The following is a 23220-nucleotide window of genomic DNA, read 5'->3' as shown; positions in this document are numbered from 1 at the left end:
GCTTTGAGCAAGTATTTTACCAGTTGAGCTTTTGCCTACATTTGAAATGCCAAATAAAAGAATATTCATAATAACCACCTTTCTTACAATATTATACCATATTACATTAGATTACACTATATATAAAATACAAAATATTGACAAAAAAATTCCGCATGCCACAAGGGCTTGCGGATGATTTACGCTTTATTCAACTTCTGAACTCGGGAGAAGTATATCTCGGACAATATTGAAATCTAAAGCCCGTGCCGGATTGGCGCGGATGAAAAATGAAGTAACATTGATAAGAAGCCCTGGTTAGTGTATAATATACGTTGCTAATTTGGGACTTCTTTAGTAATGAAAGGAGTCGCAGATGGGAAAAGATCTCAAAGGAAAGGAGATTGGAGACGGAATATATCAGCAGAAGAATGGGACATATTGTGCCAGATTTGTTGATAGATTCGGTAAAAGAAAATCAAAGCGCTCGAAGAAATTACAGGAAGTACGACAGTGGATTGCTGATGCTACTTATATAAACGAACACAGTGATTTAGACCAGGCTGCAGATATGTTAGTTGACGCCTGGTTTGATTATTGGATAAGCATTAAGAAGCAGACAGTACGACCTAATACGGTACGTAATTATACAGAACGGTATGAAATAAATATCAAGAAAGTTATCGGGAATAAGCTTCTTACAGAGGTTAAGCCTGTTCATTGCCAGAAAATCTTTACCAATATGGCTGATGAGGGATACAAATCATCCACCATTTTTCAGGCAAGGATAGCTCTTTACAATATGTTTGAGTTTGCCAAGGAAAACGATGTAATAATATCCAATCCGTGCAAGAAATCAGTGAAGAGTGATATGGGGAAGCCATCTACCAAAAAAGAAGCCTTAACGATAGACATTCAGAAGAAGTTTCTTGATGCTGTGTTAGGATACAGCTATGAGAATCAGTATCGTTTTGTGTTGCAAACTGGCCTTCGTACAGGAGAACTGATTGGCTTGAGATGGGATGACATTGATTTCAAGAACAAGACCATGAAGATTGAACGTACAATGGAGTACCGTTACAAGACAGGTGAGTGGAGAATTGGCCCTCCTAAAAGTAAGGCAGGGTATCGCACAATTCCGCTTACAGATGAAGCTATCCGTATCCTGGAAGAACAGAGAGCGAAAAATCGGAGTTTAAAACTTGTACCGATTGAATGGAGTAACACGGTATTTCTCTGTAAAAAAGGCACGCCGGTAAAGAATAGCACATATGATACAGGCTTGTTTAAGTATTGTGACCGTGTTGGCATTCCTAGATTTTCGATGCATGTACTCAGACATACATTTGCTACCAGGTGTATCGAAGGCGGAATGAAGCCTAAAACATTGCAGAAGATATTGGGACACTCTAATATCGGTATTACCATGAATCTGTATGTACATATTACAGAAGATGAAAAACAGAGAGAAATTGATCTTGTGGCTGATGCTTTAAAAGTGGTATAAAACTTAATGCCAAAAATGATCTCGTGGCACTCGATGTGGCACTCGGTCAAAAAGGCACATCGCAGAAAGCCCGTAAAATAAAGAAAAAAAGAAAGAGGTATATATAATATGAAACTTGGAATCGTAGGTTTACCAAACGTAGGTAAGTCAACACTTTTTAACTCACTTACAAATGCAGGAGCGCTTGCTGCGAACTATCCTTTCGCTACAATCGATCCTAACGTGGGAGTAGTAGCAGTACCTGACAAGAGGCTTAAGGCTCTTGGAGATCTTTATCATTCCAAGAAGGTTACCCCTGCAACTATCGAATTTGTTGATATTGCAGGACTTGTAAAGGGTGCTTCTAAGGGTGAAGGACTTGGAAACCAGTTCCTTGCTAATATTAGAGAGACAGATGCTATCGTGCATGTAGTAAGATGCTTTGAGGATCCTAACGTTGTACATGTAGATGGAAGCGTTGATCCAGCAAGAGATATTGAGACAATTAACCTTGAGCTTATTTTTGCGGATCTTGAGGTACTTGAGCGTAGAATTGCCAAGGTTACCAAGACTGCCAGAATGGACAAGACAGCAGCTAAAGAGCTTGAGCTTCTCAATAAGATCAAGGCTACTCTTGAAGATAACAAGATGGCAAGAGAGCTTGAAATTGAGGATGAAGATGAGAAGGCACTTATGAACAGCATGGATCTTCTCACATGGAAGCCTGTTATCTACGCTGCAAATGTCAAGGATGATGATCTTGCAGATGATGGCGCTTCTAACCAGTATGTACAGGCTGTAAGAGATCTGGCAGCTAAGTCAGGAAGCGAAGTATTTGTTATCAGCGCTCAGATCGAGGCTGAGATTTCTGAGCTCGACGAGGATGAGAAGGCTGAGTTCCTTGATAGCCTTGGCCTTACTGAGTCAGGTCTTGATAAGCTCATTGCAGCAAGCTACAGAACTCTTGGACTTATGAGCTTCCTTACATCTGGAGAGGATGAGACAAGAGCATGGACAATCAAGATCGGTACTAAGGCTCCACAGGCAGCAGGTAAGATCCACACTGACTTTGAGAGAGGATTCATCAAGGCTGAGGTTATCAACTACGAGGATCTTCTTCGTGAAGGCTCACTCTCTGCAGCAAGAGAAAAAGGACTTGTCCGCATGGAAGGTAAAGAGTACGTCGTTCAGGATGGGGATGTGATTCTATTTAGATTTAACGTGTGATACTGCAAAACATCGCAGAAATATTGATGTGTAAGACAATGCAAGCTCGCTTGCGTATTGGTTTACATATCAATATTTGTATGAGGCGCGCAGCGCCTCAACGAGGAATTACGAAGTAATTCCGAGTCTGCGATGTGACAATATCGAGTCTGCGATGTGACAATTCCGAGTCTGCGATGTCGCTTTATTTATAACAATGAGGAGGATACTATGCCTGACATAATGGGGAAAATGGATATTGCATTTCCGAATCTGCATATCTATTTAAAAGATGTTCCGAAGTCATTTTCAATCTTCGGCTTTGATATAGCTTTGTATGGGGTGATCATAGGCCTGGGATTTTTCCTGGCGCTGCTGCTTATTTCCCATATGGCCAAGAAAACTGGCCAGAATCCAGATGATTACTGGGATATAGCGGTTTATATCATTGTCTTTTCTATAATAGGAGCAAGGATTTATTATGTGTTCTTCGCCTGGGATTATTACAAGGATAATCTCATAAGCGTTCTGTATATCAGAAATGGCGGACTTGCCATTTACGGAGGTGTTATCGCGGGCTTCCTTACGGCCTTCATTTATACCAGGATCAAGAAAAAGAGCTTTCTTATGATGGCAGATACTATCATGTATGGACTTCTTCTTGGACAGCTGATTGGTAGATGGGGAAATTTCACTAACAGAGAAGCGTTTGGAGAATACACAAATGGGCTTTTTGCCATGAGACTTCCTGTTGATGCTGTCAGGGGCGGCGAGATCACAGCTCTTATGAAAGAGCATATGAGCGCAGCCACAAATTACATTCAGGTGAGCCCTACATTCTTATATGAGAGTCTTTGGAATCTGTGCCTGTTGATACTTCTTTTTATCTACTGCAAACACAAGAAGTTTAACGGCGAGATAGTTCTTTTGTATCTTGCAGGCTATGGCCTTGGCAGGGCATGGATTGAGGGCCTTCGCACAGATCAGCTGATCATGCACACTACAGGACTTCCAGTTTCACAGATGCTGGCTATATGTCTTGTGATCTTTGGAGTTTTGGCGGATGTTATAGTACGAATCAGGATCAAGGGAAAAGAAGTTTCCACCTGGCCTGAAGCAGTAGAAGCGAAAAAAGAGACATCTGAAAAAGAGACAGAAACAGAATAAGGAACAAGTTATATTGAAGATAGCAAAAGAGTTATTTATTACTTGAAAGAGTGATAGATAGCTCTTTTTTTATTAATTTTTCATAAATAAAAATTCTGTTCTACAACATATTCTTACTCTTTTATTACCCACCACAACATATATTTAACATTTGTTAATTTGCTAATTTGGATGCAAAAACGGGGTTGTTTTAATAAAAAAATTAACCTATAATACATTTAGGTGGTAAAAAGTGTCACAAAGTGGTAAAAAGTGGTAGAAAAAGTGGTAAAATAATTTGGGAACAGCGTTTAAAGGTGAATACAGTCATTCCATAGATGCTAAGGGAAGACTCATAATGCCTGCTAAATTCCGCGAACTCCTTGGCGAACAATTTGTGGTGACTAAGGGATTTGACGGATGCCTTTTTGTGTTCTCAGAAGAAGGGTGGGAAGCCTTTGAGGAGAAACTTCAGGCCCTTCCTATGGATAAACCTGAGGCCAGAATGCTGGGAAGATTCTTTATCGCTGGAGCCATCGATGCTGAAGTGGACAAGCAGGGCAGAATACTGATTCCTGCAAATCTTTTAGCTCATGCCAAGATAGAGAAAGAGGCTGTGATCGCCGGTGTGGGCAACAGAGCTGAAATCTGGAGCAAGGCTGAGTGGGAGAAGGCTAGCACCTTTGATGACATCAACAGTATTGCTGCGAAGATGAGTGAATATGGCTTAAGCATTTAAGCCATGCGCATCCAAGTCAGATAACAGACATATTGCTTGCAAGAATGGCTTATACACAAAGGAAAAGAGATGGAATTTAAACATTATTCGGTGCTTCTTAATGAGTGCCTGGACAATTTGAATATTAAGCCTGATGGAATCTATCTTGATGGTACTCTGGGCGGAGCCGGTCACTCTTTTCACATAGCTGAGAGACTTACCGCGGGCGGACATCTCTACGGGACTGACCAGGATGAGGATGCTATTGCTGCGGCTACTAAGAGACTTGAGCCCTTTGCAGACAGAGTCACTATTATCAGAGATAATTACGAGAACGCAGTTACAAGACTCCGTAATCTTGGAGTTACGGGCGTGGATGGAATTCTTTTGGACCTTGGAGTATCTTCCTATCAGCTTGATAACGCTGAAAGGGGATTTACCTACAAGGAGGATGTGCCTCTTGATATGAGAATGGATCAGAGACAGACCCTTACAGCCAGAGATATTGTCAATGACTATTCTGAGACAGAAATCTTCCACATCATAAGAGACTATGGCGAGGACAAGTTCGCCAAGAACATCGCCAAGCACATCTGCATAGAGAGAGCTAAGGCTCCAATTGAGACTACATTCCAGCTTAACGACATTATAAAGGCAGCAATTCCAGCCAAGATGAGGGAAAAGGGAGGACATCCTTCCAAGAGAACCTATCAGGCTATCAGGATTGCGCTCAACAGAGAACTAGATGTTTTACAGAACTCCCTTGATGGATTCATAGATTTTTTGAATCCGGGAGGAAGACTATGCGTTATAACCTTCCATTCACTGGAAGATCGTATAACCAAGAATAACTTCCGAACAAATGAGAACCCTTGCACTTGCCCACCCAACTTCCCAGTTTGCGTGTGTGGCAAGGTCTCCAAGGGTAAGGTTGTGACCAGGAAGCCAATTCTGCCAAGCGATGAAGAGCTTGCAGAAAATAAGAGATCACAGAGCGCCAAGCTTAGAGTATTTGAGAAAGCTGGCAAATGAGTTTTGGACGAAGTACAGAAATTCAGAAAATCGGAAATTTAGAATAGAAAAGGAGGATGAACATGGCAAACAGATATGTTTATGGAAATACTGTTAGAAAAGTTAATAGACCAGATAGTCAGCCCAGGCCACTCCATGTTCAGCCTGAGAGAAAAAGAAGACATCATATGAGCCTTGGCTATTTGCTGTTTTTATCAGTGGCTGTCATACTAATGGTTGTGACTCTGTCCTGGTATATTTCTCTTCGGTCACAGATCACAAACTCTGTCAAGAACATAGCTACACTTGAGAGTCAGCTTAACACATTGAAACAGGAGAATGATGAGGCGTATAATAGAGCGAATGGAAATGTTGACCTCGAGGAGGTTAAGAGAATAGCCATTCAGGAATATGGAATGACCTACGCATCAGAGGGACAGATCGTTACTTACTCTGATGGAGGCGGCAACGACTATGTTCGTCAGGTCGCTCCGATTCCACAAAGTGATGGAAAGTGATGTGCCATAGATGAGACAAAAGAAAAAGAAAAAGCCAAATGGTCAGAAATTTACTTACGGAATGAGAAAAAAGCTGTTAGTACTATTTGTTTTAGTACTAATGGCTTTCGTTGGATTAGGGGTCAGACTTATTCTGATCACTCAGAATAATGGAGAAGAGTACGAGAGGCAGGTTTTGTCACAGCAGCAGTTTGACTCAACAACCTTGCCATTCAGGCGAGGAGAGATACTTGATGCCAACGGAACAATCCTTGCCTACAGTGAGAAGGTCTACAACCTGATCCTGGATGCCAAGCTTCTTTTAAGAGATGATAAATATCTCGAGCCTACTTTAAAAGCTCTCGTAACTGAATTTGAGCTTGATGGAGGGCAGATCAGAAACTATCTTAGTGATCATCCAACATCCCAGTATTATGTCTTGGCCAAAAAGCTATCTTATGAGCAAATAGCTGATTTTCAGGAGATGATAACTCCCGGTACAGAAAAATATGATGAAAACATCCAGGGTGTCTGGTTTGAATCAGGATACATAAGAAAGTATCCAAATGGGTCACTGGCCTGCGATATCATTGGTTTTACAACTGGTGATAACAATGGTATGTATGGCCTTGAGGAATACTACAACGATGTTCTGAGTGGAACTACAGGAAGAGAGTACGGCTACATTGATGACGACTCCAATCTTGAGAGAACTACAATTCCTCCAACTGATGGAGATAGCATAGTTACTACAATTGATGGTAATCTTCAGAATATTGTTGAGAAGTATCTTCAGGAATTTAATGACGAGTATGCCAACAACGTTCGTGAGGGTAATGGAGCCAACAATGTGGGCTGTATCATGATGAATGTTGATACAGGCGAGATTCTGGCTATGTCAAGTTACCCCTTTTACGACCTGAATGACCCAAGAGATACATCAAGGCTTATTGGTATGCCTGCAGTTGATGAAAAGGGCAATAAGATAAAAGGTGAGTCAATTTATGACTCAGGCGTTTATATCACAGAGGACATGCTCTCTACTTTTACCAGCGAGCAGCTATATCAGAACTATAACGCTCTTTGGAAGAACTTCTGTATAACAGATACCTACGAGCCTGGATCTGTTGCCAAGCCCTTTACAGTTGCTACTGGCCTTGAGACAGGGGCTATTACAGGTAACGAGGTGTACAATTGTACCGGCTCTCTTGAGGTTGGTGGATGGGATATCAAGTGCCACAACGTCTACGGCGATGGACAGGTTTCAGTTGAGCGAGGAATTGAGATTTCCTGTAACGTTGCAATGATGTATATTGGTCAGTCCATTGGAATTGATGATTTTACCAAGTTCCAGAGACAGTTTGGATTTGGACTTAAGACCAACATTGACCTTGCAGGAGAAGCTAGAACAGAGGGACTTACTTACAAGTCTACAGATATGGTTCCTACTGACCTTGCGGTCAATACTTTCGGACAGGGCTTTAACGTAGACATGATCGAGATGATCACAGCCTACTGCTCACTTATAAATGGTGGCTATTTCTACGAGCCTCATGTGGTAAAAAAGATAGTTAATTCAAGTGGTGCTACAGTCAAGAACATTGAGCCAAGAGTATTAAGACAGACAGTTTCCCAGAGTACTTCTGATAAGATAATCCAGTACTGCGAAGCGGTTGTAATGGGAGATGAAGGTACAGGTAAGACTGCAAGACCAGCGGGCTACAGGATAATTGGTAAGACTGGAACAGCCCAGACTCTTCCTCGTGGTAACCATCAGTACGTTGTATCTTTTATGGGAGCAGCTCCTGCTGATGACCCCAAGATTGCAGTTTATGTAGTAGTAGACAGGCCAAACGTTGCAGATCAGTCTACATCAACAAGACTTGCTACAACCCTTGTCAGAAAGATCCTTACAGAAGCACTTCCATATCTCAACATTCCTATGACTGAGGAACTATCTGAAAAGGAACAGCAAGAACTTGCTGAGCTTCGTGAAAAGATGATTACTCCTCCTCTTGCAGAAGGTGCTGAGAGCTCAGAAGCTGCAAGCACAGAATCTTCTGAGGAGAATATAGAAGAAGTTGAGATTCAGGTAGAAGAAACTGGAGATACAGAAGAAAAGCCAGCTATCTGGGAGTCGTTTGACGTTGACCCTACAACGGGGTATTATATTGACCCGGACACAGGTAATCTTTTAGACCCTGTAAATGGAAGTCCTTCCGGATCAGATGAACTACCTGATTTTGGAAATGATGAAAAGTGGAATAGTAGCGAGGGAAGTAGCGGTGAGTGATTATTTATTGAGAATACTGATACCAGTTTTTGTAGGATTTATTATTGCAGCAATCATTGGTCCCTGGATCATTGAAATGCTAAGAAGCCTTAAGGCAAGACAGACTGAAAGAGAAGAGGGCCTTGAGTCCCACAAGAAGAAGCAGGGAACACCTACAATGGGAGGAATTATATTCCTTATACCTTTTCTTTTGATTGGAATATTCTATGCAAGCAGTCATAAAGAGATAATTCCGGTGCTGATCCTGACCTTTGGCTTTGGAGTGATCGGTTTTCTTGATGATTATATCAAGGTTGTAAGAAAGCATAACGAAGGTCTTAAGCCTATGCAGAAACTCTTGGGACAGCTTATTGTAGTTGTTCTTTTTGCAGTATATGTCAGCATCTTTACTGACATTTCTCTGGCCATGACCATTCCTTTTACAAATATAACCTTGGATTTTGGAATATTTAATTATCCTGTTCTTTTCTTTATTGCTCTTGGAACAGGTAATGCAACCAACCTTACAGACGGCGTTGACGGCCTGTGCGCATCAGTAACCGCTGTAGTATCCGTATTTTTTATATTTGCAGCGAAGTTCTATGGAGCAACTGGTTCAGAAGTAATGGCTTCAGCCATGTTGGGAGCTCTTTTGGGATATCTTATATATAACGTATATCCTGGAAAAGTCATGATGGGAGATCTTGGATCTCTTGCTATAGGCGGCTTTGTAACAAGTATGGCCTATATGATGAAGCTCCCGATCTTTATTGTGATCTTTGGCATTATCTATTTTGCGGAGACAGTGTCAGTTATCATGCAGGTTACCTATTTTAAGGCAACTCATGGTAAAAGAATTTTTAGAATGGCACCACTTCACCATCACTTTGAAAAGGGTGGCTGGTCAGAGACAAAGGTTGTAAACGTATTTACAACAGTGACAATACTGGCGTGCCTTCTAGCATATGCGGGACTTAGGTAAAAGATATAGTTATGGCGATAATATGGATAAAATGATTTAAATGGTAACCGGATATTATCTGGAAATCATTAAAAAAATTAAGAAATACAGAAGGAAGTTACAATGACAGCAGATTTAAAAGGAAAAAAAGTTCTGGTTATCGGTTCTGGCCTTTCAGGTGTAGGATCAGTAAATCTTCTCAATAAGATAGGCGCATTGCCTGTTGTTCTTGAGGAAAATACTAAGGTTACAGAGGAAGACATCAGAAATAAGCTACACGAGGAAGACAGAGACAAGACTGAAATAATTATTGGCACAATAGAGGATTCAAAGCTTGATGAAATAAGCCTTACAGTTCCATCACCAGCTGTACCTCTTGATGCGCCTACTGTAATGCGTATCAAGGATAAGAATATCCCTATCTGGAGTGAGATAGAGCTTGCCTATAATTTTGCAAAGGGCAAGATGGTAGCTATCACAGGAACAAATGGTAAGACTACTACAACAACTCTTGTGGGCGAGATCATGAAGGCTCATTTTGGAAAGGCATATGTAGTCGGTAATATCGGCGTTTCCTATGCTGAGAGTGCTCTTGAAATGACAGAGGATAGCGTTACTGTTGGAGAAATCAGCTCTTTTCAGCTTGAGGCGGTAGATAATTTCCACGCCAACGTTTCAGCTATTTTGAATATTACTCCAGACCACCTGAACAGGCACCACACAATGGAGTGCTACGCTCAGATGAAGGAGAATATCACTCATAATCAGACTCAGGAAGATACCTGCGTTCTTAATTATGACAACGAATATACCAGGGATTTCGGTACAAGGTGCCCAGCCAGAGTTGTCTTTTTCTCAACAAAAGAAAAACTTACTGACGGCTTCTATCTTGATGGCGAGGACATTTTCATGAGCACAGCAGGAAATGCAATGAAGGTTATGAATATCCATGATATGAACCTTGTAGGCATGTGCAATGTAGAAAATGTTATGGCGGCTATTGCAATGTCACTTGCTATGGAGGTACCTCTTGCAACTATCCTTGAAGTTATCAGGAATTTCAAGGCTGTAGAGCACAGAATTGAGTTTGTTGCTACTAAGCGTGGCGTTGACTATTACAATGATTCAAAGGGAACTAACCCTGATGCTGCAATTCAGGGCATCAGAGCTATGAGCAAGCCTACAATCCTCATCGGAGGAGGGTACGATAAGGGAAACGAGTACGATGAGTGGATCGAGAGCTTTGGAGATACAGTAAAGCTCCTTGTTCTCATCGGACAGACAAGAGACAAGATAGCAGAATGTGCACAGAAACACGGCTTTACTAATTATGTTTTCAAGGATACTTACGAGGAAGCGCTTAATTTCTGCACAGAGAGCGCACAGCCGGGAGATGCAGTTCTTTTGTCACCAGCCTGCGCAAGCTGGGATATGTTCCCAAATTACGAGACTAGAGGCAAAAAGTTTAAGGAATACGTAAACAAATTGTCTGACTAAACTGTATTAAATTATTAGAGAGATAACGAAGGCTCTTTGCCTGCACAGGGGGGAATTTTGACAAAGCCAGCTTTTTTAACAAAACCAAGAGAAGAATCATATGTGGATTACAGTCTGATATTTATAGTTCTGTTTTTGATCTCATTTGGACTTATCATGCTTTATTCCACAAGCTCATATGCCGCTGCGATCAGTACCGGGGATTCTGCGTATTATTTTAAACACCAGATGGGACCTACGATCATAGGGCTTATTGGCATGATTGGCTTTTCTTATTTCCCACACAGGTTTTTGCAAAAGCTCTCGGTGCCGATTTATATTTTTGCGGCAGCACTTCTTTTTCTCATTATTCCTTATGGAAAAGAGATCAATGGTGCCAAGAGATGGCTTATCATCAGTGGTGTATCGATTCAGCCTGCCGAGATTGCCAAGTTTGCCGTAATCATCTTTTCAGCAACTATGATCATCAAGCTCAGAAAGAACCTTACTACGGTTAAGGGATTTATGGTTGCATTAGTGTTCCCGCTGATCATTGCCTTTATGGTTTATAAGATCACTAAAAACCTGAGTTCTGCAATTATCATCTTGGGTATCACGATCATCATGCTCTTTGTTTCTACACCGGGCTATAAGCTCTACGTGTTGTCTGCTACAGCGATACTTGCGGTTGTGGCAGTTGGCGTGTATCTAATAGCCCATGCTGAGGACAGCAGTAGCATGAACTATAGATTTATACGAGTTCTGGCCTGGCTTGATCCTGCTGCTTATGCCAGCGATAAGAGCTTCCAGACTATTCAGGCTCTTTACGCCATTGGCTCTGGCGGCTGGGCAGGTAAGGGACTTGGCGAGAGTATGCAGAAGATGAAGCTTCCGGAAGCTCAGAACGATATGATCTTTTCTATCATATGCGAGGAACTTGGGCTCCTTGGCGCACTGGCTGTTATGTTCATGTTCTTTTTGCTGATCTGGAGACTTATGATCATAGCCAACAACGCCAATGACATGTATGGAGCTCTTTTGACTATAGGAGTTATGGCGCATATTTCTATCCAGGTTATCCTGAATATCGCCGTAGTGACCAATACGATTCCTAACACAGGAATTACGCTGCCCTTTATAAGTTACGGCGGATCTGCGGTCATATTTCAGCTGGCAGAGATTGGAATTGCACTGAATGTGGCCAGAAGTATTGGTAAATAATGGAAAAGACTTAACTGGGGGAGATGTAGTTCTTTTACATGGCAAAAAAGAGAAGAAAAAGGGCCGTAAAGCGGCGAAGAAGACAATATGAATATCGGCCTGGGCTAAGAGAGAGGCTTGAGGATTTTCACCCGATAGAGAGCATTAAAAACTCGTTTCAGACCAGTAGGAGTTTGTATATAATAATTGGTATTTTATTTCTGCTTCTTCTGGGGTGCGGGATTGCCGTTAAATATGTGGCAAACACCTACACTGTGACTAACATTTATGTCAGCGGCAATACCCATTACACCAATGAAGAAATCATTGATATGGTCATTACCGATAAGCTTAGTCACAATTCCTTGTATCTTTCGCTTAAATACAGGAATAAGAGCATTGAAAACGTTCCGTTTGTCGAGAAAATGGACGTGGACATTGTCTCACCTGATACTATCAGGATAAATGTCTATGAGAAGGCTGTGGCAGGATATATAGCTTATCTTGGGCATTACATGTACTTTGACAGGGATGGAATAGTGGTTGAGAGCTCAATGGAGCCTTCTGACTCGGTTCCGCAGGTCTTGGGCCTTGATTTTAACTATGTTATCCTCTACGAGAAACTTCCAGTGGAAAATGAGACAGTATTTGCCGAAATTTTGGATATAACACAGCTGCTTGATAAGTATAATTTACACGCTAATAAGATATTTTTTGATACAGAATACAATGTATATCTCTATTTCGACGGTGTTGAAGTTAGTTTGGGAACCCGTGAATTTATAGATGAAAAAATAATACAACTTCAGTACATATTGCCTAACCTGGAAGGAAAAAAAGGTATCTTAGAGATGAAAGATTTTGACGATGATACCAAAAACGTTACATTTGAAGAGAAAAAATAGCAAATTGTTTTCGAAAAACCAAAAATTTAGAATAAAAAAACGGGTTGATAATTGAAAGAAAAAATCGTATCATAGCTATTAGGAGTTTATGAGGTTTGTGAAGGAGGAGTAATCTTGCTGGAGATAAAGTCAAATGAGGCTGAATCTGGCTGCAAAATCATCGTAGTTGGGGTTGGCGGCGCAGGTAATAATGCTGTAAATAGAATGGTAGATGAAAATATTACCGGTGTAGAATTCATCGGTATTAATACTGATAAGCAGGCTCTTCAGCTCTGCAAGGCACCTAAGCTTTTACAGATTGGTGAGAAGCTTACCAAGGGTCTTGGTGCAGGTGCTAAGCCAGAGATTGGACAGAAGGCTGCAGAGGAGAGCGCAGAGGAGATTTCTGCTGCACTTAAGGGCGCAGATATGGTATTCGTTACCTGTGGTATGGGTGGCGGAACCGGTACTGGTGCTGCTCCTGTAGTTGCCAAGCTTGCCAAGGACATGGGAATCCTTACTGTAGGCGTAGTTACTAAGCCTTTCAGTTTCGAAGCTCGTGTTCGTATGCAGAACGCTATGCTTGGTATACAGAATATTAAATCTAATGTAGATACACTTATCGTTATTCCTAATGATAAGCTTCTTCAGATTGTTGACAGACGTACTACAATGCCTGATGCACTCAAGAAGGCAGATGAAGTACTTCAGCAGGCTGTTCAGGGAATTACTGATCTTATCAATGTTCCTGCAGTTATCAATCTTGACTTTGCTGATGTTCAGACAGTTATGAAGGATAGAGGAATCGCTCATATCGGTATTGGTAGTGGTAAGGGCGATGACAAGGCTACAGATGCTGTTAAGATGGCTGTTGAGTCTCCACTTCTTGAGACTAAGATCAATGGCGCATCTAATGTTATCATCAATATTTCTGGTGATATCACTCTTGCAGATGCATCTGATGCTTCCGAGTATGTTCGTAGTCTTGCAGGAGATGACGTTAATGTTATCTTTGGTGCAATGTACGATGAGAGCAAGACAGATACATGTACAATTACTGTTATTGCTACAGGTATTGAGGATAAGATCAATACTGTTGTTAAGCCAGCTGCCACAGCAACTGCAACTCCTCACGTTGGAGTTTCTCCAGTTCAGGCACAGAGCCAGGTACAGCCTACAGTAGTTCCACTTCAGGCTTCACCTGCAACACCTCTTCAGGCAGTTGTTAGCCCTATGCCTACAGCAAGCGCTGAGAGCGTTAACACAGTTAATATTGCAAGACCTACCCAGCCACTTACTCTTAACAAACCTTCAGAGATCAGAAGCACAGTAGAACCTAAGTCACTTAAGATTCCTGATTTCCTTCAGAGAAAGTGATTTAAGGATTTGATTTTCGATTTATAGGATAAAGATTTAGCCCTTGTTTCCGCGATGCGGGAACAAGGGCTTTTTTGGGGGTTATATTGGTTACTGTGCAAGCTGAGACTTTATGGCTTATACGAAAATGGAGTGCAGGCTTGTTTGCATGTAAGCCAGGGTTCTGGTGGTTTTATACGAAAATGCAGTGTAGGCCAGATTTCGTATAAGCCACCACTCTAGTGGCTTTATACGAAAGTGAATAGAAGCCGCAAATGCATATAAACAAGTTTTAGGTTGTATTGCAAGCTGAGACTTTATGGCTTATACGAAAATGGTGTGCAGGCTTGTTTGCATGTAAGCCATGCCTCTAGTGCCCTTTATACGAAAGTGGCTTGCATGCCAGTTTTCATGCAAGCCACCACTTTAGCGGCTTTACACGAAAGTGCATAGATGCCGCAAATGCATATAAACAAGTTTTAGGTTGTAGTGCAAGCTGAGACTTTATGGCTTATACGAAAATGGAGTGCAGGCTTGTTTGCATGTAAGCCAGGTTTCTGGTGGTTTTATACGAAAATGCAGTGTAGGCCAGATTTCGTATAAGCCACCACTTTAGTGGCTTTACACGAAAGTGCATAAAAGCCACAAATGCATATAAACAAGTTTTAGGTTGTATTGCAAGCTGAGACTTTATGGCTTATACGAAAATGGTGTGCAGGCTTGTTTGCATGTAAGCCAGGGTTCTAGCGCCCTTATACGAAAGTGTAGTGAAGGCCAGATTTCGTATAAGCCACCACTCTAGTGGCTTTACACGAAAGTGCATAGAAGCCACAAATGCATATAAACAAGTTCAAATTCTTTCTCTTTTTTCTAATTCCTTAATGTTTCATTTAAGTAATTTTTAGGTAACTTCCCCATAATAAGACCATAAGCTACAGACGGATCAAACAAGGCAACCAAAGAAAGAGAGATTAGAAGCATGAAAAAGAGAAAACAAATTTTAGCCATATTACTTCTAAGTGCAGCGCTAGCTGCTACAGGATGCAGCACAACTCTTGCTAGTGGCGCAAGCTCAGAAGTATCACAAGATAGTGAAAGTTCAGCAGAAGATGCTGTAAGTTCCAATTCAGATCAGAACCAGTCAACTGATGGAAATGCCTCAGAAGATGCAAATGCTAGCGTAGGCAACAATGAGACAGCAGATCCGCAGGCAAATGGCCAGTTCCCGGGAGGAGCAGGTCCTCAGGGGTTCAACGGCTCCGGATCTTCAGTTGCATCAACTGCACTTGACCTAACAACAATTCTTGATTTTGAAAACATGTTCAGCGATAGAGATCTTGAGCAGGAGGCAGATTTAGGTGAAGCTCAGAACCTGACTCTGGAGAGTGGAAAAGACATAACTATCACCGAAGAAGGTGTTTATGTGATAAGCGGCACAGCCACTGACTGCACAATAATTGTAGAAGCAGATGATACTGCTAAAGTCCAGCTGGTGCTCGATGGAGTATCAATCACAAATACTGATTTCCCAGCTATCTACGTCAAAAACGCTGACAAGGTATTTGTTACAACAACTTCATCAAGCAATACACTTACGGTAAGCGGAACCTTTACTGCTGATGGAGAGACAAACACAGACGCAGTTATCTTTTCCAAAGATGACATTACATTTAACGGAACAGGCACTCTTACAATCAATTCTTCAGCAAATGGCATTACCAGCAAAAACGACGTGAAATTCACAGGCGGGACATACACTATCACTTCCGCAGAAGATGCAATTGAAGCTGGCGATTCAATCAGAGTATGCGATGGTTCTTTTACCATCAAATCGGAAAAAGATGCCCTTCATAGCGAAAACACAGATGATGACACCACAGGATATGTATATATCAGCGGAGGAAGTTTTGATATCGACGCTACTGACGATGGAATCCAGGCCACAACTTATCTTGTGATTGACGGCGGAACAATTGATGTAAACGCAGCAGAGGCACTTGAAGGAACCTACATTCAGATAAATGACGGAACAATAAACATCTACGCCACAGATGATGGAATCAACGCTTCCACAAAGTGCAGCACAATAGGCCCTGTTATTGAAATCACAGGTGGCGATCTCAAGATAGAGATGGGCAGCGGTGACACAGATGCACTTGATGCCAACGGGGCGCTGATCATCACAGGCGGAAACATCGATATTACAGCTCAGTTCGCATTTGATTATGACACCGAAGCAACCTTCACAGGCGGGACAATTACAGTAAACGGCGAAGAAGTTACAGAAATCACAGAGTCCATGATGATGGGCGGCGGAGGCTTCGGAGGACGAGGCGGCATGGGCCCTCAGGGACAGATGAATGGTCAGGGCGGCACACCACCACAAGGAGATATGAACTCTCAGGGCGGCACACTACCAGAAGGCAGTGATCAGCAGTTTGGCACACCTCCACAGGATAATCAGAATGGTCAGACAATGGGCCGAGGAGGCAAATTCAAACAAAACCAGCAAACAACCCAGTCCCAGGAGTCTACAGAACAAGCTAGCAACTAAGGCTTTGCACCTGAAATTGCCAGAGCAATCAAGCAACTAAGACTCTGCACCCGAAATAACCAGAGCAATCAAGCAACTAAGAATATGCGAATCATTCCACAGCTTTGAATTTCGCAATTCTATATCAATTACAATACATCATAGAGAGGAACAACAATGGCAGGCTTTAAAGACGTATTTGAAAGAATCGAACTTAAATTTTTACTGGATGAAATGCAGTACAGAGCGCTCATGAAAAGGCTTGAGCCCATCGCCAAGGTCGATAGCTATGGGCAGACATCCATACTCAACATATACTTTGACACTCCGGACTTTCAGCTAATCGAAAAATCCCTTGAAAAGCCGGTATACAAAGAAAAGCTAAGACTCCGCACCTACGGAATCCCTGAGGATGACACAAATGCTTTTATCGAGATCAAGAAAAAGTATAAGGGCGTCGTATACAAAAGGCGCATTTCCATGGGCTACGAGGACGCTTTAGACTATCTCTTGGAGGGAAAAGAGCCAGAAAAGCCCAGTCAGATTTCCCATGAAATAGACTACTTTATGCAGTACTACAAGGGAATAAGGCCTGCCATGGCTATTTCCTACGATCGAATCGCTATGGCGGGAATAAATGATCCCGACCTTAGGATCACCTTTGACACCAATATCAGATGGAGACGTGATAACCTCTCTCTTAAATGCGGCAACACAGGAAAAGACATACTTCTTCCAGGTCAGCACCTGATGGAGCTCAAAATTGCAGGCGCAATGACCATGGAAATGGCACACATACTAGACGAGCTTAATATACGCCAGACCTCTTTTTCCAAGTACGGAAAAGGCTACACCGACTACATGACAGAGCTTATTGAGAGAAACAAAAAGAAAAATGCCCGCATCCAGCAGTTTCGCGAAGCTGTATAAGTATTATTAATCGATGAAATTAAAAGGAGAATTCAAATGACAACAGATCTTATTTTTGGAACCATAATGACAAGCGGCACAATCTCAGGAGTTAGCTTTATCATAGCTACTCTCTGTTCACTTGTAATAGGCTGCTTTATCGCCTTCATGTACACTTTAAAGAACAACTATTCAAAGAGCTACATAGTTACCCTGGCTCTTCTTCCTGCCATCGTTCAGGTAGTAATTATGCTTGTTAACGGCAATATCGGAGCCGGAGTTGCAGTAGCAGGCGCCTTTTCACTGGTACGTTTCCGTTCAGCTCCTGGTACAGGAAAAGAGATCACAAGTATCTTCCTGGCCATGGCTGTAGGCCTTGCAACAGGTATGGGCTACATCGGAATCGCTGCTATTTTTGCAGTTATCATCACACTTGCAAATCTCCTTCTCTCAAGCCTTTCATTTAAGGGAATCGGCCTTGAGGAAAAGACCTTAAAGATCACAGTTCCAGAAAGTCTTGATTTTGAAGGAATTTTTGATGACATTTTCATGCGCTATACAAATACAGCAAATCTTGAAGAGGTTAAGACATCAGGAATGGGTAGCCTTTACAAGCTTACTTACAAGGTAGTATTAAGGGATAAGGCTTCAACTAAGGGCATGATCGACGAAATCAGGCAGAGAAACGGAAATCTTGAAGTTACTTGTTCAAGACCAGTCATGGTAAAGGCTGAGGAACTTTAAACTTGTTTATATGCATTTGTGGCTTTTATGCACTTTCGTGTAAAGCCGCTAAAGTGGTGGCTTGCATGAAAACTGGCATGCAAGCCACTTTCGTATAAAGGGCACTAGAGGCATGGCTTACATGCAAACAAGCCTACACACCATTTTCGTATAAGCCATAAAGTCTCAGCTTGCACTACAACCTAAAACTTGTTTATATGCATTTGTGGCTTTTATGCACTTTCGTGTAAAGCCGCTAGAGTGGTGACTTATACGAAATCTGGCCTGCACTACACTTTCGTATAAAACCACCAAAAACCTGGCTTACATGCAAACAAGCCTGCGCATCTCTTTCGTATAAGAAAGGCACTAAAGTTTTACTAGTGATAACAATAAAACGTAATTTAGTGTAGAAAAGACGGAGAAATGATGATACAATAGTTTGTGTGATGTTTAATTGTCTATACAATATACAGTGTGGTATATTTATCTTGCAATTATACAGGCAATTAAACTTGCAATCGGAAAGTTGTTTCTAGTAAATGAGAGTAATGAGATAACGGAGGAAATCCCATGAAATGCCCTTTTTGTGGAAAAGATGACACAAGAGTAATTGACTCAAGGCCAGCAGATGAGAACACTTCTATCAGAAGAAGACGTGTATGCGATTCCTGCGGCAAGCGTTTTACGACCTATGAGAAGGTTGAGACAATCCCTCTTATCGTTATTAAGAAGGGCGATGTTCGTGAGCCTTACGATAGAGCCAAGATAGAAGCTGGCGTATTCAGAGCCTGCCATAAGCGTCCGGTAAGCGCCGAGCAGATTACTAAGCTGGTAGATGCTGTGGAGACCGAGGTCTTCAATATGGAACAAAAAGAGATTCCAAGCCGCGCTATTGGTGAGATTGTAATGGACAAGATGAAAAATCTTGATCCTGTTGCATATGTAAGATTTGCTTCCGTATATAGAGAGTTCAAGGATGTGAATACCTTTATGGATGAGCTTAAGTCAGTGCTTCGCAAGGAAGCTGATGGAACCATCACAGATTCTACAGACAAGAACACTCCACTTCTCAAGAAAGAGTAAAAGAATAATAAGTAGCTAATAACACCCCAGGTTTACTGGCTCTAAACGCTTAGAGTGTGCAATGGGCTTGGGGTTATTTTTGGCAAATGGAGGGAAAATGCTAAAGAGATATCAATACAGATGCACGTTTAAAGAAGAATATGATGAGGAGAACTTCCAGCAGGCTGTAGATAAGTGCAGAGAAAAGGCTGCCCAGGCCATAAGAAGAGGGGATTTTGTCAATATTTCTTTTTACAGATATAAAGATATGGGATTTATCTATGTTGAGTCTGTAGCAGAGAAATTAGTGGGGGATATTCTAACTGACATCAAGGATTTCCTTAAAACCTGGCCAAGGGAAGATGGCGACACCTATTTTGTTCCTATGATCAACGTGTATTACCACCACATTCCAGAAGATGATCTTGATGCTTGGGAAAAAGAGAGAACGACTGCAATCAAGACTAGAGTTGGAAGAATTGCCTTTGTTTATCCGGAAAAACTGACTTCCTACATTCTCCACCACAAGGAAATTGTGGACGAGGGACTATTAAAGGGCGACAAATATGCCTATATTTCAATGCATGAGAATCTTTTGTTTTCATATTATGAAGAGCCCAGGAATAATGTGAACATAAGTGGCCTTGATAAAGAGTCTGAAGCAATAAAGAGATGGCTGGAGGTTGATCCTGAGTCTCACTTTGACAGAGTCAAGGCCAAAGGAGATAACTTCCTTGTTATACCATGTCTCTTTTCCGTGGACAGGGTGGATTTGTGATAGACAGGATGAAACTGCGATAGACAAGGTAAATCTGTGATAAAACTAAGAATAAATAATAAAGGACCATCGTTACTAAGATAGATGTAATGATGGTCCTTAATCTTTTTAATACATGGCAGTTGATCTGAATTCTGTTAGCTATTATGAAATAGCAGTTTGCAGACGAGTAGGATGCCAATGGCCTTTTGCTTAATTATTTGCCCTCAAGGTCTGCAACGCGGACAGGTTCTCCGTTTAAGAGAATATATCCTGGCGGAAGCTTGGAAGCATCAGACATTGAAGTTGTATATTTCCTGGTCTCATGAACGTGAGGCATTGTTCCTGCGGAATTGTTCTTGGCATATTTGTTAAAAGAAACATATTCTCCCGGGGCTGAATGCCTATGGGGCATGGAAGAAGACTGCTGTGCCCGTTCAGTCACCTTCTTGTGTCTGACAGCTATTGCAATTACGATAACTCCTGCATATATCAGTATAGTTATAATTTCACCCATCTGAATACCTCGCATTGATGTTTTTTGAAAATGTTGAATAATTCTAGCCTGTTAATTTATTGTACCACAAGCTAAGGTCATTTAAGCACTGTTTTTGTATGAAATCCCGGTTGCTGGTCACTTTCGTATAAGGCGTAGCTCTACTTAGGCCGATAGCTCCTAAAACTTGTTTATATGAAATTACGGCATCATCTTACTTTCGTGTAAGGGCGTCAGAATACCGCTTTACATACAATGCCGCACATCGGGTGTTTTCGTGTAATTCACACCGGAAGCCGGCTTACATGAAATCCCGGCTGCTGGTCACTTTCGTATAAGGCGAAAATCTACCTCGGCCGATTACTCTTAAAACTTGTTTATATGAAATTGCGGTTTCATGTAACTTTCGTGTAAAGCCAGTAAAATGCCGGCTTATACGCAACGCCGCAAATCTATTCATTTCGTATAAGACACTTCAGAAAACAGTTTACATGCAATTAGGCCTACATGGCACTTTCGTATAAAGTAGTTCTCTCACCAAGGTAGGCACAGGGAAGCCATAGAAATATAATGTCGGTTTTAAAGAAGATATTATCACCGTTAGTAATTAATAGACTGAATTTTCTGAACTATTACAAAAATATTACGAAAATGTTTAAATTATATTGACAATTAGTTCCCATAACCATATGATATAGTTGTCGCGACAGAAAATATGGGAGGTGCAAAATAATGCACAATTTAAAATGCATTAAAAGGGGTTTATCAGTTCTTTTAGCTGTGCTGACTGTCGTTTCGTTTGCTCCAACTGCCACAGTTCACGCTGCAGGCACTACAGATAAGACAGCGACAGAGGTTGTAACAGATATGAGGGTAGGCTGGAACATCGGAAACAGCCTAGATGCTATCAGCCAGGCTTATACTTATCCAGCGACATCTTTAAATGAAACTTATTGGGGAAATCCAGCAACAACCAAGGCACTTATCGATGAAGTTGCCAAGGCTGGCTTTAACACAATCCGTGTTCCTGTATCATGGGGACAGTACACAACAGGTTCTAACTATCAGATTCCTGACTTTGTAATGAAGAGAGTCAAGGAAGTTGTTGATTACTGTATCGCTAACGATATGTATGTAATTCTTAATTCTCACCATGACATTGGTTCTGAGAAGAATTTCTATTATCCAAACAATGCTAACAAGAGCCGTTCAGAGGCATATTTCAAGTCTATCTGGACACAGATTGCTACTGAGTTCAAGAACTATGACTCACATCTTATTTTTGAGACTATGAATGAGCCTAGACTTGTAGGTCATGGTGAAGAGTGGTGGTTCCCTAGAAACAACCCTAGCTCAGACATCAGAGAGGCAGTAGCTTGCATCAATGATTACAACCAGGTTGCACTTGATGCAATCAGAGCAACAGGCGGCAATAATGCAAATAGATGCGTTATGGTTCCTGGATATGATGCTTCAATCGAAGGCTGCATGGTTGATGGCTTCAAGCTTCCTAAGGATTCTGCAAGCAACAGACTGATCCTTTCTGTTCATGCTTATATTCCTTATTACTTCGCACTTGCAAGTGATACATTTGTTACTAAATTTGACGACAACCTTAAGTGGGACATTGATTCCTTCTTTAATGATCTTAATTCCAAGTTCCTTTCAAAGAACGTTCCTGTTGTTGTAGGCGAGACAAGCGCTACTAACAGAAATAACACAGCTGAGCGTGTTAAATGGGCTGATTACTATTGGGGAACAGCTGCCAAGTACAGCAATGTAGCAATGGTTATCTGGGATAACAATGTTTACCAGAATGATGCTTCAGGTTCAAACGGCGAGTGCCATATGTACATCGATAGAAACTCACTTCAGTGGAAAGACCCAGCAATCATCGATGCTATCATGAAGCATGTTGACGGAACACCTGCAACAATCAATGGAAAAGAGATCCCTGGCACAGAAGAGCCTACACCAGTAGATCCTGAGCCAGTTGATCCAGACCCAACACCAGTAGATCCTGAGCCAGTTGATCCTACTCCAGTGGATCCAGATCCTACACCAGTAGCTACAGGCCTTAAGGCTGAGTACACAATCAACAACTGGGGTTCAGGCTATCAGGTACTCATCAAGGTTAAGAATGATGGTGCTGCTACAGTAAGTACATGGACTGTTAAGGTTAAGAAGAGCGAAGTTAAGATCGACTCCAGCTGGTGTGTAAACATCGCAGAGGAAGGTGATAGCTACGTTATCACTCCTATGAGCTGGAACTCAACTCTTACACCTGGCGCTTCTACTGATTTCGGTATCCAGGGAAGCGGCTCTATCGGAACATCTGTAAATGTTACAGTAGAGTAATAAGTTCGATTTACACAAAATACATTTTTTCATATTCCACATTAGAATCTCCCTGCGTCTTCGTGGGGAGATTCTTGCTGTTATGAGGATGTCTTACACGAAAATGGTAGATAAGCATAGTTGCGTGTAAGAGAGAACTTTATTGGCCTTACACGAAAGTGGCTGTAGGCGTAAATGCATATAAACA

Annotated in this window: 19 protein-coding genes; 18 read left to right on the top strand and 1 reads right to left on the bottom strand. The window is 41.6% G+C overall.

The features are described 5' to 3' along the window. Positions 1-355: 355 nt before the first annotated feature. From BLO53_RS17675 to BLO53_RS17595, 17 genes are all read left to right on the top strand, one after another. The gene (locus BLO53_RS17675; protein ID WP_092064698.1) at positions 356-1486 is read left to right on the top strand and encodes a tyrosine-type recombinase/integrase; all 1131 of its coding nucleotides are present in this window, start codon (positions 356-358) and stop codon (positions 1484-1486) included. Positions 1487-1594: 108 nt separating this feature from the next. Then, positions 1595-2692 carry a redox-regulated ATPase YchF gene (ychF, locus tag BLO53_RS17670; RefSeq protein WP_026488147.1) on the top strand — a complete coding sequence of 366 codons (1098 nt, stop codon included), beginning with the start codon at positions 1595-1597 and terminating at the stop codon, positions 2690-2692. Between the two features lie 210 nt (positions 2693-2902). Then, on the top strand, positions 2903-3838 hold the full coding sequence (gene lgt, locus BLO53_RS17665; protein WP_176757349.1) for a prolipoprotein diacylglyceryl transferase: 936 nt from the start codon (positions 2903-2905) through the stop codon (positions 3836-3838). A 277-nt stretch (positions 3839-4115) separates the two neighbouring features. Continuing rightward, complete coding sequence (gene mraZ, locus BLO53_RS17660) at positions 4116-4556, top strand: division/cell wall cluster transcriptional repressor MraZ (protein WP_026488146.1); 441 nt, start codon at positions 4116-4118, stop codon at positions 4554-4556. Between the two features lie 69 nt (positions 4557-4625). Beyond that, positions 4626-5567 (top strand): 16S rRNA (cytosine(1402)-N(4))-methyltransferase RsmH, encoded by a 942-nt coding sequence (gene rsmH, locus BLO53_RS17655; protein WP_092064695.1) that lies wholly within the window; start codon positions 4626-4628, stop codon positions 5565-5567. A gap of 62 nt (positions 5568-5629) precedes the next feature. After that, positions 5630-6064 carry a cell division protein FtsL gene (locus tag BLO53_RS17650; RefSeq protein WP_092064693.1) on the top strand — a complete coding sequence of 145 codons (435 nt, stop codon included), beginning with the start codon at positions 5630-5632 and terminating at the stop codon, positions 6062-6064. A 10-nt stretch (positions 6065-6074) separates the two neighbouring features. After that, positions 6075-8336, top strand: a complete 2262-nt coding sequence (locus BLO53_RS17645) for a penicillin-binding transpeptidase domain-containing protein (RefSeq protein WP_092064689.1) — start codon at positions 6075-6077, stop codon at positions 8334-8336. Beyond that, a complete protein-coding gene (mraY, locus tag BLO53_RS17640; RefSeq protein WP_026488142.1) occupies positions 8329-9297 on the top strand; it encodes a phospho-N-acetylmuramoyl-pentapeptide-transferase in 969 nt (322 codons plus the stop codon). The genes BLO53_RS17645 and mraY overlap by 8 nt, the downstream gene beginning before the upstream one ends. 102 nt (positions 9298-9399) lie before the next feature. Continuing rightward, on the top strand, positions 9400-10773 hold the full coding sequence (gene murD, locus BLO53_RS17635; RefSeq protein ID WP_092064685.1) for a UDP-N-acetylmuramoyl-L-alanine--D-glutamate ligase: 1374 nt from the start codon (positions 9400-9402) through the stop codon (positions 10771-10773). Between the two features lie 57 nt (positions 10774-10830). Then, positions 10831-11973 (top strand): FtsW/RodA/SpoVE family cell cycle protein, encoded by a 1143-nt coding sequence (locus tag BLO53_RS17630; RefSeq protein ID WP_092064677.1) that lies wholly within the window; start codon positions 10831-10833, stop codon positions 11971-11973. A gap of 38 nt (positions 11974-12011) precedes the next feature. After that, on the top strand, positions 12012-12857 hold the full coding sequence (locus BLO53_RS17625; protein ID WP_092064674.1) for a cell division protein FtsQ/DivIB: 846 nt from the start codon (positions 12012-12014) through the stop codon (positions 12855-12857). 114 nt (positions 12858-12971) lie between these two features. Further along, the gene (gene ftsZ / locus BLO53_RS17620) at positions 12972-14213 is read left to right on the top strand and encodes a cell division protein FtsZ (RefSeq protein ID WP_092064671.1); all 1242 of its coding nucleotides are present in this window, start codon (positions 12972-12974) and stop codon (positions 14211-14213) included. 958 nt (positions 14214-15171) lie between these two features. Then, on the top strand, positions 15172-16746 hold the full coding sequence (locus tag BLO53_RS17615; protein WP_092064667.1) for a carbohydrate-binding domain-containing protein: 1575 nt from the start codon (positions 15172-15174) through the stop codon (positions 16744-16746). A gap of 156 nt (positions 16747-16902) precedes the next feature. Then, positions 16903-17655, top strand: a complete 753-nt coding sequence (locus BLO53_RS17610) for a polyphosphate polymerase domain-containing protein (protein ID WP_092064664.1) — start codon at positions 16903-16905, stop codon at positions 17653-17655. A gap of 36 nt (positions 17656-17691) precedes the next feature. After that, positions 17692-18378, top strand: a complete 687-nt coding sequence (locus BLO53_RS17605) for a DUF4956 domain-containing protein (protein WP_026488136.1) — start codon at positions 17692-17694, stop codon at positions 18376-18378. Between the two features lie 552 nt (positions 18379-18930). Further along, positions 18931-19443, top strand: a complete 513-nt coding sequence (gene nrdR, locus BLO53_RS17600) for a transcriptional regulator NrdR (protein ID WP_026488135.1) — start codon at positions 18931-18933, stop codon at positions 19441-19443. Positions 19444-19540: 97 nt separating this feature from the next. Beyond that, a complete protein-coding gene (locus BLO53_RS17595) occupies positions 19541-20200 on the top strand; it encodes a hypothetical protein (protein ID WP_092064661.1) in 660 nt (219 codons plus the stop codon). Between the two features lie 196 nt (positions 20201-20396). Here BLO53_RS17595 and BLO53_RS17590 read toward each other — a convergent pair whose 3' ends face one another. Beyond that, the gene (locus BLO53_RS17590) at positions 20397-20696 is read right to left on the bottom strand and encodes a hypothetical protein (protein ID WP_026488133.1); all 300 of its coding nucleotides are present in this window, start codon (positions 20694-20696) and stop codon (positions 20397-20399) included. A 711-nt stretch (positions 20697-21407) separates the two neighbouring features. Here BLO53_RS17590 and BLO53_RS17585 point away from each other — a divergent pair. Further along, a complete protein-coding gene (locus BLO53_RS17585) occupies positions 21408-23033 on the top strand; it encodes a cellulase family glycosylhydrolase (RefSeq protein WP_092064658.1) in 1626 nt (541 codons plus the stop codon). Positions 23034-23220 lie beyond the last annotated feature (187 nt).

The organism is Butyrivibrio sp. INlla14, assembly GCF_900102515.1.
Classification (GTDB): domain Bacteria; phylum Bacillota; class Clostridia; order Lachnospirales; family Lachnospiraceae; genus Butyrivibrio.
This window is presented reverse-complemented; position numbering and strand designations above follow the sequence as displayed.

Bases quoted from the DNA above. Each gene is read 5' to 3' on its own strand.
- BLO53_RS17675 (WP_092064698.1), top strand. From the start codon at position 356: ATGGGAAAAGATCTCAAAGGAAAGGAGATTGGAGACGGAATATATCAG.
- ychF (WP_026488147.1), top strand. From the start codon at position 1,595: ATGAAACTTGGAATCGTAGGTTTACCAAACGTAGGTAAGTCAACACTT.
- lgt (WP_176757349.1), top strand. From the start codon at position 2,903: ATGCCTGACATAATGGGGAAAATGGATATTGCATTTCCGAATCTGCAT.
- rsmH (WP_092064695.1), top strand. From the start codon at position 4,626: ATGGAATTTAAACATTATTCGGTGCTTCTTAATGAGTGCCTGGACAAT.
- BLO53_RS17650 (WP_092064693.1), top strand. From the start codon at position 5,630: ATGGCAAACAGATATGTTTATGGAAATACTGTTAGAAAAGTTAATAGA.
- BLO53_RS17645 (WP_092064689.1), top strand. From the start codon at position 6,075: ATGAGACAAAAGAAAAAGAAAAAGCCAAATGGTCAGAAATTTACTTAC.
- murD (WP_092064685.1), top strand. From the start codon at position 9,400: ATGACAGCAGATTTAAAAGGAAAAAAAGTTCTGGTTATCGGTTCTGGC.
- BLO53_RS17625 (WP_092064674.1), top strand. From the start codon at position 12,012: ATGGCAAAAAAGAGAAGAAAAAGGGCCGTAAAGCGGCGAAGAAGACAA.
- BLO53_RS17615 (WP_092064667.1), top strand. From the start codon at position 15,172: ATGAAAAAGAGAAAACAAATTTTAGCCATATTACTTCTAAGTGCAGCG.
- BLO53_RS17610 (WP_092064664.1), top strand. From the start codon at position 16,903: ATGGCAGGCTTTAAAGACGTATTTGAAAGAATCGAACTTAAATTTTTA.
- BLO53_RS17605 (WP_026488136.1), top strand. From the start codon at position 17,692: ATGACAACAGATCTTATTTTTGGAACCATAATGACAAGCGGCACAATC.
- nrdR (WP_026488135.1), top strand. From the start codon at position 18,931: ATGAAATGCCCTTTTTGTGGAAAAGATGACACAAGAGTAATTGACTCA.
- BLO53_RS17595 (WP_092064661.1), top strand. From the start codon at position 19,541: ATGCTAAAGAGATATCAATACAGATGCACGTTTAAAGAAGAATATGAT.
- BLO53_RS17590 (WP_026488133.1), bottom strand. From the start codon at position 20,696: ATGGGTGAAATTATAACTATACTGATATATGCAGGAGTTATCGTAATT.
- BLO53_RS17585 (WP_092064658.1), top strand. From the start codon at position 21,408: ATGCACAATTTAAAATGCATTAAAAGGGGTTTATCAGTTCTTTTAGCT.